Source organism: Bacillus sp. 22-7 (genome assembly GCF_010628845.1).
GTDB lineage: Bacteria > Bacillota > Bacilli > Bacillales > Cytobacillaceae > Cytobacillus > Cytobacillus firmus_B.
This window is the reverse complement of record NZ_NJQY01000004.1, coordinates 172543-186739: the sequence shown is the minus strand read 5'-3', so window position 1 is coordinate 186739 and position 14197 is coordinate 172543. Positions and strand designations below refer to the sequence as shown.

Genomic DNA, 14197 nt, shown 5'->3' with positions numbered 1-14197 from the left:
TGATTCCTCTAAGTCTTGAAGCGGGGGTCTTACTGCCCGTTAGACTGCGATAAAGAGCCCATTTGCGGCTCTTTTCTTTTAGTCAATATTAATTATGTGTATTTTCTGAAAATTATTTGTCTTTTTTGTGAACGTTGGCATATAATGTAATTAATATATTTTGGGAGGTTCGATGATGACCATTGTTCATATTTTGAATTTTTCCATTCCAATCGCCTGTGTATTTCTATTTGGTGTAATGGTCGACCGCATGTGCAAACCGGACGGCACTGAACAGGAAGCAAATGAATGATCCCGGGAAAGCGGCTGGCTGACAGCCTTTTTTTATTTCTTATAAAAAAGAAACCAGCCCCCTAAGGCTGATTCCCCGTTCTTGGCAATATTAAAATCTCTACCCTTCTGTTCTTCGCCCTGCCTTCTTTCGTGTCATTTACGGCAACCGGCTGGAATTCCCCAAAGCCTTTTGCACTGAACCATTTCGGATCCAGCTGGTCATTCTTCAGGATGATTTTCATAAAGTTGACAGCGCGCATCACACTGAGCTCCCAATTGGACTCGAAGTTCGAATTGCGGATCGGGACATTGTCTGTATGGCCGCTGATGATGATATTTCTTGGCGGGTCCATGATGAGAAGCTGTGCAATTTCACCTGCCATATTTAAATCCTGCTCACGGACCTCTGCACTTCCTGATCCGAACAGGACATTATCCCTGATTGAAACGAGCAATCCTTCCGTGGTTAAGGAGGTTTCCAGTTTGTCAGCCAGGTTTTGATTTTCAATAAAGGCATTGACTCTTTGCTGCAGCTCTGCCAGTTCTTCCTGATCGGCAGCCTGCTTCAATTTTTCTTTTTCCAATTCATCCAGCGCTGCCATTTCCTCAAGATCCTTGCTTGGTTTTTCCGACACTGCATCCGTGGATTGCATTTGTCCTTCCGGCATTGGACTTGGGAATTCAAAGACGCCCGTTCCCCCTGAAAAGACATCATTGAATGCCTTTGACAGCTTCTGAAACTTCTGGGCATCCACTGAACTCATGGCGAAGAGAACAATGAACAGGGCGAGAAGCAGAGTTAATAAATCAGCATACGGCAATAGCCAGGATTCATCTACATGATCTTCATGATGCTGCTTCTTTTTCCGCCTACTCATCCTTTGCCACGCTGCTTTCTTCAAGGAATTTACGGCGTTCTCCTGCAGGAAGATAGGAAGCAAGCTTTTGCTCGATTACCCGCGGTGCTTCCCCTTCTAAAATAGAAAGAATTCCTTCAATCATCATGCTTTTAATTTTTGCTTCCTGCTTTGACTTTCTCTTTAGCTTATTGGCAAACGGATGCCAGAACACATAACCGGTGAATATCCCCAGTAAAGTCGCTACGAATGCCGCACTTATAGCATGTCCCAATGTGGTGGTGTCGTCCATATTTCCTAGTGCTGCAATCAATCCAATAACGGCTCCCAATACTCCAAGGGATGGCGCATACGTGCCTGCCTGGCTGAAAATTTGCGCTCCAGCCTGGTGCCTTTCTTCCATTGCTTCGATTTCTTCACTTAATACATCTCGAATATAATCGGCACTTTGCCCATCAACAGCGAGAGATAAGCCGCTTCTTAAAAAAGCATCTTCCACTTCGCTTGTCTTGACTTCCAGGGCAAGCAATCCTTCTTTTCTTGCCAGCTGAGCCCAATCCGAAAACATCTTAATCATTTCAGGGGGGTTCATCAGCTTTTCTTCTTTAAATAAAATGCCAAAAAGCTTGGGTACACGCTTGATTTCATTCGTTGGAAATGCAATGGCCACAGCTGCGGCAGTTCCCAGAATAATGATCAGAATTGCGGCAGGGTTAATTAGAACAGACGGGGAAACCCCTTTAAAAACCATTCCGACTCCAACTGCTATGATACCTAATATAACTCCAATAATCGTTGTTTTATCCATGCATGCCACACCTTCTATGTAAAATCACTAAAACCTTCTATTAATAATTTCGGATGATTTTTACAGTTCTTTAGGAAAATTTTCATATATAAAAGGCAGAGGTGCTTCCCCTGCCTTTGTTTTCATTATATTAGATCCAGCGGCATCCGCAGAAACCTCTTCTTTTGCGGTCATCGTCATCACGGCGGCATCTGCAGCCTCTGTTAGATCCGGCTAAGTCCCTGTTATACCATAAGTCACCTGCACCGCGTACATTGTCACGGCGGTGTTTTCGGCGGTCATCTTCTGCTCCGCCCACACTGTCTCTTCCACAGCCGCAATGTCTTCTGCGATTGTCCTCTATTCCAGCTACATCGTCATCTCGGCGGTGCTTCCTGCGGCGGTCTTCCGCTCCACGCACATCATCACGGCGGCGATCATCATCTTCTTTTACAATAACTCTTTCGGCTTTGATTTCTACTTCATCTGCATTAATCTCGAATCTTCTTCTCCAATCTCTCGACATATGTCTACCTCCTTTCTCATGGATACTATAGAATATGTGCCAGAGGAGGTTTTCGCATGGACAAATCCCCAATTGGAAAGAAAATGTGCCTGTATAAGTAAAAAACCCCCGTCCTTTTCAGGAGAGGGGTCTTTTAGAATTTAGATTTTTTGAAAGACAAGATTGTTTATTTTCATTAAATGCTTTAAAGCTGCCTGGAAGTTGGCATGTGTTTCAGCATTTAATTCGATGCCGGATAAAATGATTTCTTTTATTAGCTGCGGGGTCATTCCGACAAAGTAAGGCTTAACTCCCATGAGGTTAATGGAATCAGTCAGGTTGCGGATTTGCTCCCCAAGCTCTGACAGGCACATCTGATCTAAGCGGTCGACCGTAATATCGGTAAAATCTATAATAGCAAACTCTGTATCATGGTCTCTAATATGTTTCAGGATCTTAGCCGTAATTTTTTCGAATCTTTCAGCCATGAGCAACCCTGTAATTGGCACAAGAATCGTCTGGGGAATGATTGATGGAATTATGGGTGCCGTCATATCCGCTATCGCTGCCTCATATTCCTCGACTCTTTTTTCAAGGACCTTTATATATTCATCTTTATTCATGTGTTCTCCTCAATTCCAATCATCTAATTCATTAGAATAATTTATTGTTTATTTTTTCTTCGTAGTTTTTGAAAAGGGATGAGTTGGTGTTTTGTCTTCTTTTCGACATCATGCTGTTATAGCGGAGCAGCTTTTCGTTTAGTTTCTTCTGCAGTGCCTTCTTTTCTTCCTGATCCTCACATTTCTTCATCAGGTCTTCAATCGTCATCATTTCCTTTTTCACCTGGTTTTCTTCATCAGTGAATCCGGCATTCTTCATGATGCGATAGGCCATGCGCAAGTTCTCAGGGACGGAAGACAGATCATCTGGCGGCAGCGGTTTCCCATATCCCGGCAGATTATCAAACTCGCCGTCCTTGTAAGCTTTTTTTATGCGATCTTCAGAAAGTATAGAAAAAAAGTCCACTCAAGCTCCCCCTCCACTTCATTATGTACTTATTATATATTTTCGGCACTGCATATTAAAGTAATTATGTATATAGAAGAGAAAGCTTGCGCCTCCTCCTTTTAGATTTTACCTATTAAGTTTGGATCCTTGTTAATCCCTTGCTGGCCGGGCTGCCAGTTTGCCGGCACACCCTTCCCTGTCTGCTGTGCATATTGTATTCCCTGCATGATTCTGACATGTTCATGCAGATTTCTCCCGACTTCTCCAGGATAAATGAGCTTAGCCGCGATAATGCCATTGGGATCGATAAAAACGGACGCCCTTATGGCCGCTCCTGACTTTTCATCCAATACCCTATAAGCTCTGCTTATTTGATGTGTCCGGTCGCTGACCATTGGATAATTCACGTTTTTTAATGACGGAGATGTTTCCTTAAATACTTTATGTGCATATACACTGTCCGTACTGATGGACATGACTTCGCAGTTTAAAGCTTTTAAATAAGGGTTCACAGCGGCGACCGCCGCCAATTCTGTCGGTCAGACAAATGTAAAATCACTTGGATAAAAAAACAGCAGCACCCATTTTCCAATATAGTTCTCCAGATTGACTTTTTTTATTTGGTGATCAATGACAGCATCGGCAATAAAAACTGGCGCACGGTCTCCCCGTCCCGCACAGAACACGGAAGTATTCGGATCAATCACGGCTGTCCCCCCTCCTTTTCTGTTTCGTCTTTGCTCTATATACTTATGCGAACAAGAGCAAAATTGAACGGAAAATATTGATTGACCCAGCCGTACATACTCCTGATGCCGGAGGGAAAAATAGTGGAAGAATGCAAATTCAACAATGAAAGGAGCCTGATTATGTCACGCGGAGTCCATTTTAATCATAAAAAAAAGCATCACCCGGGGGAATTTCCTGAACACACAATGGTTGAGCGCCATACAACTGAGGCACAGGAAGATGAGGAATTTATTGTGACACAGGAAGCGTTTAAAAACCGCTTTGAAGAAGATGAAGCCAAGGAACTTGAGGAAAGAGCCAAAGATTAAAAAGTCAGGGGCCTGAATAACATTCAGGCCCCTCCTGTTTATCGCAGTCTAACTGCCCGTAAAGGTCCGAAAATAAGGACAAAGACAAAGAATGCTACGTCCTGTGGCAACGTCTTGGTGACCACTTCCTGTACGCCTCAACTATCAATCAGTGGGGATAAGGACACCCCCACTGATGGAAGTTTCACTTTATATTGCGTCTATTTCAACATCTTTCAGCCAGGCTGCGCATGCTTCAATATCCTTTGAAAATACGCGGTCTTTTCTGATGGAAGGCACCACTTTTCTAGCTTCTTCATAAAAGCGTTTTGTTTTATCAGCCATTTTATCAGAACCCCGGAATTCTGCTGCCTGCAGTGCGCAAATCACTTCAATTGCCAGTACTTTATTGACATTTTGGATAATCTGGTAAGCATGTCTCGATCCGATAGTTCCCATGCTCACATGGTCTTCCTGGTTCCCTGATGAAGGAATCGAATCCACACTTGCCGGATGGGCGAGTGTCTTATTTTCCGAAACAAGGGATGCTGCTACATATTGAAGAATCATCGCACCAGACTGCAGTCCAGGCTCCGGGCTTAAAAATGGCGGCAAATCACTCAGCTGCGGGTTAACAAGCCTTTCAATACGGCGCTCTGAAATATTGGCCAGTTCCGCTACCGCGATTTTCATGAAGTCCATTGCAAGAGCGATCGGCTGCCCATGAAAGTTTCCGCCTGATATGACGCTTTCCCCATTTTCAAAAATAAGCGGATTATCTGTGGCTCCATTCATTTCGATTTCAAGCTTTTCTTTTACATAGTCAAGAGCCTGCCAGGATGCTCCATGCACCTGCGGAATGCAGCGGATGGAATAGGCGTCCTGCACCCGGATTTCCCCCTGTCTTGTAATCAGGCTGCTGCCTGACAGGTATTCCCTTATTCTTCTGGCTGTATCCACCTGCTGCTGATACCCTCTTGCCTGATGGATGTTCTCATCAAACGCATCAATTATGCCGTTCAATCCCTCCATTGTAAGTGCTGCGATCAGCTCACTTTGATAAGCGATTTTTTCCGCTTCCAGATAACCAATCACTCCCATCGCCGTCATCGCCTGCGTGCCGTTAATGAGGGCAAGCCCTTCCTTCGCCTGTAAGGTTACAGGTTCTATTCCTTCCTGAACAAGCACTTCAAGCGCAGGCTTCCTTTCCCCCTTGTAAAATACTTCCCCTTCTCCCATTAATACTAATGCCAGGTGGGATAAAGGAGCCAAATCTCCGCTTGCTCCAAGAGAGCCCTGCTGCGGAATGACAGGATGGATACTTTTATTCACAAGTGCTAAAAGAGTTTCGATCACGACCGGACGAACGCCTGAGAATCCTTTCAATAAGGCATTTGCTCTTAAAAGAAGCATTGCTCTTGAGACAGACTCAGGGAACGGCTCCCCTACTCCGCAGGCATGCGAACGGATTAAATTCAGCTGAAGATCCTCGACATCTCCCTGGTCAATTCTTACATCGCTGAATTTTCCAAAGCCAGTATTTATTCCGTATATGACTTTTTCTTCACTTACAATTCTCTTTACGGCTTCATGGCTGTTTTTTACACGAAGCATGCTTTCTTCTGATGCCACAGCCTTTACTCCTTCAAAAAGAACTCGTTTGACTTCAGACAAAGTAAGAGTATTTCCATTTAAAGTAACCACCCTGTTCTCCTCCCCGTGAGTAAAAGTCATCATCGATTCTGTCAATTTTTCCATTTTATATCCTCCCCGGTACATTAGCGAGATAAAGAAAAGGCTGTATCTCAAACACAGGTTTGAAATACAGCCTTTTTTAGAAGATTATTTGCACTATCTGTTGTCAGATGTCTCATCTTTATCACAGCCTATTTTTGTTATATTTTCTGAATATAATTAATTTTATGTTCCTATTGGAGGGATGTCAACAATAAATTCCCATTATTTAACAAGTTAGATTGTTAGAATGGTAACACAGTAAAGCGTATTTTATTATATCCATATAAAGTGAAACTTCAATCAGTGGGGATGTTCCTTATCCCCACTGATTGTTAGTNNNTCTGAGTCTTGAAGTGGGGGTCTTACTGCCCGTTAGACTGCGATAAATAGCCGGCAGTTCTGCCGGCTTTTCGCTCTTCTTTCTATTTTAAGTTTTCACCTTGTCTTCTTAAAGCATGTTTTAGTTTTCCATATGTTTCAATACCCGTGAAATCCAGGCCGAGCTGAATGGAAGTCTGGGCAACCTCAGGGCTGATGCCGGAAATGGTGGATTTGACCCCTAATAGCTTGAGAGCTGTCGTTAAAGAGAATATTTGATGGGCAACCATCGTATCGATAATGGCTACACCAGATAAATCAATAAATAAATGCTCAATATTTTCTTTTGCACATTTTTTCGGAATTTCCTCCAGCAGGATTTGCGCACGCTCGGTGTCAATATCGCCGATAAGCGGCAGAACAGCTGTGTCATCTTTAACAGGAATGACTGGAGTGCCAAGTTCATTGATCAGACTTTGCTGGGCAACAAGCCTTCTTGTGGTCAGCTCATAATACTTTTCCGAAAATTTGTTGATCAGTTTATCGAAAGCCCTATTAATGGTCTTGCTCCATATTAATACATCATCTGTTGTTACTTCTGACTGGTTTTCTTTAATGAATTTTTCAACAAAATGCCAATAGGTTTCTCTTACAGTGCTTAAAGCACCAAGCACTTGAAAAATGGGAGTGCTCGTGTCCACTCTGCTTTCAGCTACAGTCCTGGCCCACTCCTCCATATTTTCAATAAACACTGCTTCGTCATCAAGTAAAGCGGATGAAACGGTACGGTTGGTAAAAGCATTCTGTTCTCTCAGGAGCTGTTCATAAGCTGGGTCTGCATCCGCAGAATAAATGGAGCCCTTCTGTTTCTCCCTTAAGGACAGCCACATGTCTGTAATGTTTATCGAGTTTTCCTGAATGTAATCAAGTAAGCGCTGATTCTTTTGATTCATTATTTTCACCTTGTCTTTCTAATTGTAAACAAACTGTTAAGTTCATTGTAGAATGAATCAGGACTATTGAAAAGCGATACAGCTTAGATGGCAGCTATATCATTTTGTCCACAATAACCTCTTCCATTACAAATATAAATGATTTTCCGCTATACTTAGTTAGGATACAAAAGGAACTGAATGGATTTGAAAGGAGTCATTATGAAATCACTTGTTCTTGCTGAAAAGCCCAGTGTTGCCCGTGAAATCGCAAGGGTACTGGGATGCCGGCAATCTCATAAAAGCTATATGGAAGGCGATAAATATATCGTCACTTGGGCTCTTGGCCACTTAATCGAATTAAAGATGCCAGAGCATTATGACAGCAAATATAAAAACTGGAACCTGGAGGATCTGCCGATTATTCCTGACCAAATGGGCCTGAAGGTGATGAAGCAGACCAGCCACCAGTATAAAGCCATTGAAAACCTGGCAAAGCGGAAGGATGTTAAGGAAATAATCATTGCGACAGATGCTGGCCGTGAAGGGGAGCTTGTCGCTCGCTGGATATTGGAGAAAATCCGCTGGCGCAAGACAATCAAGCGCTTATGGATATCCTCTGTAACGGACCGTGCTATCCGTGACGGTTTTCAAAACCTTAAACCCGGAAAACAATTTGAAGATCTGTATGAATCCGCTGTGTGCCGGGCAGAGGCGGATTGGCTCATCGGGCTGAATGTCACAAGGGCTCTGACGACTAAATACAAGGATCCCCTATCCGCAGGCCGGGTGCAGACACCGACTCTGGCGCTCGTTATGGAAAGGGAAAAAGTGATTCAGCAATTTGTTCCAAAAGAATACTGGACGATTCGCGCCAACATTGGCCCCCTGCAGGCTGACTGGGAGAAAAATGGTGAAAAGCGCATTTTCGCTAGAGAAACAGCTGATGGAGTCCTTTCCAAAGTAAAGGGGCAAAAGGCGGTTATCCAGTCCATAAACAGGAAGGAAAAAACAGAGCCGCAGCCGCTTCCTTATGATTTGACGGAGCTGCAGCGTGATGCGAATAAACGTTTTGGCTTCTCTGCCAAGAAAACGTCGAATGTGCTGCAGAAGCTTTATGAGCAGCATAAGCTTGTCACCTATCCGCGGACAGACTCACGCTATTTGACGAAGGATATGGAAGCAACCATGATGGATCGCCTTCATGGAATCGCTGCTTCCTATAAGGATGAAGTGAAGCCAATCCTTGCGAATCAGGGCAGGGTCCTGGCAAAAAGAGTTTTTAATAATGAAAAGGTTACCGATCACCATGCGATTATTCCGACTGAAGAACGTGTGCATCTCGGTGATTTGTCACCTGATGAGCGCAAGCTGTACGAAATGATTCTGCGCAGATTTTTGGCCATTTTTCATAACCCATATAAGTATGAAACCGTCCATGCTGCTATTGATGTTAACGGTGAAACATTCACAGCCAGGGAAACGGCCGTTATCGACCTCGGTTATCGCAAGGTTGAACGGGATACTGAAGAAGAGACAGGAAAACAGAGCCTGAAGAACATTTCGAAAGGACAGAGCTTTACACTGCAAAATGCCGAATCCGCTGCAAAGCTCACTGAACCGCCTCTTCGCTATTCAGAAGCTGACATTTTGACCCAGATGGAAAAATACAGCCTGGGAACACCTGCGACAAGAGCGGAAATCATTGAACGGCTTCTTGAGACTGAAGCCCTTGAAAGGCAAAATGGACGCCTGTTTCCGACTAAAAAGGGCAAACAGCTGATGGACCTGGTGAATGAAGATCTGAAATCACCGGAACTGACAGCCAAATGGGAGCAGGAGCTGGAGAAAATCGCACGCGGAAAAGCAGATCCAAAAGTATTTCTGCAGAACATCCGCAAGCAGACTCAATCTCTGGTTTCAGAAATAAAAAAGAGCGATAAATCGTACCGTGCCCATAATCTCACCGGTTCAAAATGTCCGGAATGCGATTCCTTCCTGAAAGAAAGGAATACAAAGGACGGGAAAATACTTGTCTGCTCCAACCTTGATTGCAGTTTCCGAAAGCGGAAGGATCCAAAGCTTTCAAACCGCCGCTGCCCTCAGTGCCGCAAAAAAATGGAGATCCACCAGGGCAAGGCAGGCGCCTACTTCCAGTGCCGCCCATGCAATGTAGTGGAGAAAGCCCAGGACAAAAAGAAAGCAGTCAACAAACGCGAAGAACGAAAACTTGTTCAGAAATATACCCAGAAGGAAGAGTCCTTTGGAACAAGCCTTGGTGATTTGCTGAAGGCCGCAATGGAAGATAAAGATTAATGTATAGCCCTGGCTGCTGCCGGGGCTTTTCTATATGAACTGGCATACACAGCTTGTCCTCTCCATAGCATGTACTAATACTGAAAGGAGAGTGACAGGATGTTAACCAGAATGGCAGACCGTTTCTCCAAGCTTGTGGAAAGGTATCTCCCTGACGCCTTTGTCATTGCTGTACTAATGACTCTGTTTGTATTCATAGCCGGATTTTTCATGAAGCCTTCTGAACCTGCCCAGCTGTTTAAATCATTTGGTGACGGATTCTGGGTATACCTTGCTTTTACCATGCAAATGGTGCTTCTCTTGATGACAGGCATGGCGCTTGCTTCTGTTCCTTCTGTACAGCGTATACTTGAAAAGCTTTCCTCCAAAGCAAAGACAGCCAACCAGGCCTACGTACTGACTTTTCTCGTTTCTTCTGCTGCTTATTATATTAACTGGGGCCTTGCTGTTGTCGTTGGCGCCATTATTGCCCGTGAAGTTGGAAAAAGAAATCAGAACGCACACTTCCCGCTATTAGTGGCTGCAGCCTATGCACCTACTGCTCTATATACAGCCGGCTTGTCGAGTTCAATCGGTTTGACTGTTGCGACCAAGGGGCATTTTCTGGAGGAGGTGGTTGGCGTCATCCCCACTTCGGAGACCATTTTCCATCCTGGGACGATTGCTATTTTAATTGCTCTTGTTATTACTATGCCCATTTTCATTGTGCTGATGGCACCAAAAAAAGGCATTATCTCATACGTTCCCCCTAAGGCACCTAAGCAGGAAGCTGAACAGCAGGAAGTTTTAAAATCTCCTGCCGGAAAGCTTGAAAGAACACCTTTTCTCGGCATCGTTACCGGATTAATCGGTTTAATCTATGTCATTTTCGAGTTCATAAACGGGCGTGACCTTGATTTAAATATTATCAATATTACCTTTCTATCCATAGGGCTCATCCTTCACAAATCGCTTGTACAGTACGCAAATGCCTTTAAAGAAGCGGGTTCTGCCATATCCCCTATCATTCTGCAATTTCCGTTTTACGCCGGAATCATCGCCGTTCTTGGCAGCTCCGGGTTAGCAGAGTCTATAATCAATGGAATGGCGTCCATAGCAAGTAAAGATACCTTTGATATTTTCACCTATTGGGCAGCTGGAATCGTCAATATTCTTGCCCCTTCAGGCGGCGGGCAGTGGGCTTTGCAGGGGCCGCTTCAAGTTCCTGCCGGGCTGCAGCTGGGTGTGGATCCCGCCATTACCGCTATGGCTGTAGGCTGGGGAGATGCCTGGACGAACCTGATCCAGCCTTTCTGGGCACTTCCTATTTTAAGTGTAGTCGGCCTTCATATTCGTCATATTATGGGCTACTGTGCATTGCTGGCCATATGGGTGGGCATTGTTACCACTGTTTTGATGTTTTTTGTCTATTGATATGAAAAGCCAAACCTTAATCAAGGTTTGGCTTTTTTGAACAAAAAGTCTTCTTGTGTTTCTTCTAAATTTGGTAGTATGATAGCGTTATTCTGAGATTGAAGATGGGGACGCAGCATGAAATTAAAAGATTGGGATAAGAATCTAAAAGTAAGATTATTTGGGGAAGCGCTTATGAATATTACATTCTGGATGTTCTTCCCGTTTTTAACGATTTATTTCGCGGATGAATTCGGAAAAGACAAGGCTGGTTTATTGCTCATTTTTTCTCAGGTATTCTCCGTGCTTGCCAACTTAATGGGCGGTTATACAGCTGACCGCTTTGGTCGCAAAAAAATGATGGTTCTTTCTGCTTTCGGTCAGGGACTTTCATTTATGATTTTTGGATTTGCCAGTTCACCCTGGCTGGATTCTCCCGTGCTTGGTTTTATCTGCTTTGCTTTTGTGGGAATATTTGGCTCATTTTATTGGCCGGCAAGCCAGGCAATGGTTGCCGATGTGGTGAAGGAAAAAGACAGAAGCCAGGTATTTGCTATTTTTTACACTTCTATTAATATTGCGGTTGTGGTGGGTCCCATTTTAGGAGCCATTTTCTATGTCCATTACCGTTTTCAGCTTCTTATGGCCGCAGGCATTATCTGTATTCTGTTAGCTTTCATCCTTTTCCGATGGACAAGGGAAACTTTACCCCCGCAGATACATGGATCAAGTGAAAACAGTAAATGGCATCATGTTTTAATAAAGCAGACCAAAGATTATGGCATTATCTTCAGGGACAGGACCTTTCTCCTTTTTATCATAGCAGGTGTTTTGGCTGCACAGACTTTTATGCAGCTTGATCTGTTAATACCTGTCTATACAAACGAAGTGATTCATAACCAGCAGCTTTTTAAATGGATGGACTGGTCCTTTACCGTTCAGGGGGAACAGGCTTTTGGCATTCTGCTGTCCGAGAATGGCTTCCTTGTCGCCTTATTTACCGTGGCTGTCACCAAAATGATGATAAAGTACAAGGAAAGGAATGTCTTTATCTTATCATCTCTTACGTATGCGGCAGCCATCATCATGTTTGGACAAACTCAATGGATATGGGGATTAATTCTGGCAATGGCCGTTTTCACTATGGGAGAATTAATGACAGCTGGCCTCCAGCAGAGTTTTGTATCAAAGATTGCTCCCGATCATATGCGAGGTCAGTACTTTGCAGCTGCCTCCCTTCGATTTACAGTCGGAAAAACCATTGCACCTATCTCTATACCGCTTACAGTCTGGATCGGTTATGACTGGACATTCTTTATACTGGCGCTGCTGGCTGTTATAAGTGCGTTTTTGTATTGGCTGATGTTTGCTTTGCCTGAAAGGAATAAAGCATTTCATGCAAAAAAGGAATCTGTCTAAGATTCCTTTTTAATTATGTCTCCGCCCGGAGATGGAGCCCGGAAGTTCTGCAGCATGATTTTCAGTTCAATAGGTTTCTTTTTCAGGACAGAACAGCTACAATGAAAATGAAGATTCTGACAAAAGGAGAATACATAATGAGTCAATTTCAAACGAATTTAGAGAAATACGCAGAGCTTGCAGTGAAGGTCGGCGTAAATGTACAAAAGGGGCAGACGCTGGTTATTAACACAACACTTGATTCAGCTGAACTGGTTCGCACTATTGTGAAAAAGGCATATGAAGCAGGAGCTCATAACGTTGTTGTGAACTGGAGCGATGATGCGGTCACACGCACAAAGTACGATTTGGCACCGGATGAGTCTTTCTCGGAATACCCGGAATGGCGTGCGAAGGAAGTCGAAGATTTAGCTGAAAAGGGTGCGGCATTCATGTCAATCGTTTCCGCAAGCCCTGATTTGCTGAAAGGCGTGAAATCAGAGCGAATCGCAAGTTTCCAGAAAGCAGCCGGACAGGCGCTTGCAAAATACCGCAAATTCATCCAGTCTGATAAAGTGAGCTGGACAGTTATAGCAGCTCCATCTCAGGCATGGGCAAACATGGTATTTCCTGAAGCTCCGGAGGAATCCAGAGTGGAAATGCTTTGGGACGCTATTTTCAAAGCCACTCGTGCTGACTTGGATAACCCGGTTGAAGCCTGGAAAAAGCATGACGAAACACTTCATGAAAAAGTGGATTATTTAAACAGCAAGCGTTATCAGAAGCTTCATTATAAAGCTCCAGGCACAGACCTGACAATCGAGCTTCCAAAAGGCCATTTATGGGTCGGGGCAGGCAGTGTGAATGAACAGGGACACGAATTCATGGCAAACATGCCGACTGAAGAAGTGTTCACAGTACCATACAAGACAGGTGTGAACGGTACAGTTTCCAGCACAAAGCCGTTAAGCTATGGCGGAAACATCATCGATAACTTCAGCCTGACATTTGAAAACGGCCGGATTGTAGATGTGAAAGCTGAAGAAGGAGAAGAAATCCTTAAGCAGCTGGTTGAGACAGATGAAGGCTCCCACTATCTTGGTGAAGTGGCACTGGTTCCTTTCAACTCGCCAATTTCCAAGTCCAATCTGCTTTTCTATAATACTTTATTTGATGAAAACGCTTCAAACCACCTTGCCATCGGCAGTGCGTATGCATTCTGTATTGAAGGCGGCAAGAAAATGTCCAGTGAAGAACTGGGTGAAAACGGCTTGAACGAAAGCTTAACACATGTTGATTTCATGATCGGTTCCGCTGAAATGGATATCGACGGAATCACTGAAGACGGCAGCGCTGAACCTGTATTCAGAAAAGGTGATTGGGCATTTTAAACCGGAGGCGCCTTGCCCACGAAGGAACGCAGACTAAGAACGCCACGTCCTGTGGCAACGTCTGCATGACCCACATCCTCCCAAAAGCTGTCGCTTTCGGTCGTGCGATGTTTTGCTGACGAAGCATTCCCTGTCCTGTGGGCCTCAAGCACAAGACGGTCCTCCCGGAAAGGCGTTCTTTGCCTTTTGGGGAGGATTGCTCGAAATGTGAAGGCGACTGCCCAGGGACGACAGGCATAAGAC

13 protein-coding genes are annotated in these 14197 nt (G+C 44.3%); 5 read left to right on the top strand and 8 right to left on the bottom strand.

The genetic code is table 11. From position 1 onward, the window contains the following. Window positions 1-353: 353 nt before the first annotated feature. The 6 genes from motB to CE058_RS02795 form a co-directional block, all read right to left on the bottom strand. Window positions 354-1151 (bottom strand): flagellar motor protein MotB, encoded by a 798-nt coding sequence (gene motB, locus CE058_RS02820; protein ID WP_163140155.1) that lies wholly within the window; start codon window positions 1149-1151, stop codon window positions 354-356. Then, the gene (gene motA / locus CE058_RS02815) at window positions 1144-1938 is read right to left on the bottom strand and encodes a flagellar motor stator protein MotA (protein WP_048011976.1); all 795 of its coding nucleotides are present in this window, start codon (window positions 1936-1938) and stop codon (window positions 1144-1146) included. The genes motB and motA overlap by 8 nt, the downstream gene beginning before the upstream one ends. A gap of 130 nt (window positions 1939-2068) precedes the next feature. After that, window positions 2069-2443, bottom strand: coding sequence for a hypothetical protein (locus CE058_RS02810; protein ID WP_163140153.1), 375 nt, complete (start codon window positions 2441-2443; stop codon window positions 2069-2071). A gap of 140 nt (window positions 2444-2583) precedes the next feature. Then, window positions 2584-3045, bottom strand: coding sequence for an STAS domain-containing protein (locus CE058_RS02805; protein WP_048011974.1), 462 nt, complete (start codon window positions 3043-3045; stop codon window positions 2584-2586). Window positions 3046-3076: 31 nt separating this feature from the next. Next, on the bottom strand, window positions 3077-3451 hold the full coding sequence (locus CE058_RS02800) for a DnaJ family domain-containing protein (RefSeq protein ID WP_048011973.1): 375 nt from the start codon (window positions 3449-3451) through the stop codon (window positions 3077-3079). A gap of 101 nt (window positions 3452-3552) precedes the next feature. Beyond that, window positions 3553-4140, bottom strand: coding sequence for a peroxiredoxin (locus tag CE058_RS02795; RefSeq protein ID WP_396021335.1), 588 nt, complete (start codon window positions 4138-4140; stop codon window positions 3553-3555). Window positions 4141-4263: 123 nt separating this feature from the next. On the opposite strand from CE058_RS02795, the gene CE058_RS02785 reads away from it, so the two are divergent. Beyond that, complete coding sequence (locus tag CE058_RS02785; protein WP_227888954.1) at window positions 4264-4491, top strand: hypothetical protein; 228 nt, start codon at window positions 4264-4266, stop codon at window positions 4489-4491. A 189-nt stretch (window positions 4492-4680) separates the two neighbouring features. Here CE058_RS02785 and hutH read toward each other — a convergent pair whose 3' ends face one another. After that, window positions 4681-6174: a histidine ammonia-lyase gene (gene hutH / locus CE058_RS02780; protein ID WP_204260504.1), complete on the bottom strand. Its 1494-nt coding sequence runs from the start codon at window positions 6172-6174 to the stop codon at window positions 4681-4683. Between the two features lie 455 nt (window positions 6175-6629). After that, window positions 6630-7478: an STAS domain-containing protein gene (locus tag CE058_RS02775; RefSeq protein WP_163140149.1), complete on the bottom strand. Its 849-nt coding sequence runs from the start codon at window positions 7476-7478 to the stop codon at window positions 6630-6632. A gap of 201 nt (window positions 7479-7679) precedes the next feature. Here CE058_RS02775 and CE058_RS02770 point away from each other — a divergent pair, with 201 nt between their 5' ends. The 4 genes from CE058_RS02770 to CE058_RS02755 all read left to right on the top strand — a co-directional run bounded on the left by CE058_RS02770 (window position 7680) and on the right by CE058_RS02755 (window position 13954). Continuing rightward, window positions 7680-9773, top strand: coding sequence for a DNA topoisomerase III (locus CE058_RS02770; protein WP_163140147.1), 2094 nt, complete (start codon window positions 7680-7682; stop codon window positions 9771-9773). A 99-nt stretch (window positions 9774-9872) separates the two neighbouring features. Then, window positions 9873-11186, top strand: a complete 1314-nt coding sequence (locus CE058_RS02765; protein WP_163140145.1) for a short-chain fatty acid transporter — start codon at window positions 9873-9875, stop codon at window positions 11184-11186. Window positions 11187-11303: 117 nt separating this feature from the next. After that, window positions 11304-12584, top strand: coding sequence for an MDR family MFS transporter (locus CE058_RS02760; protein ID WP_163140144.1), 1281 nt, complete (start codon window positions 11304-11306; stop codon window positions 12582-12584). Window positions 12585-12721: 137 nt separating this feature from the next. Further along, window positions 12722-13954: an aminopeptidase gene (locus CE058_RS02755; protein WP_095244380.1), complete on the top strand. Its 1233-nt coding sequence runs from the start codon at window positions 12722-12724 to the stop codon at window positions 13952-13954. The last annotated feature ends 243 nt before the right edge of the window (window positions 13955-14197 follow it).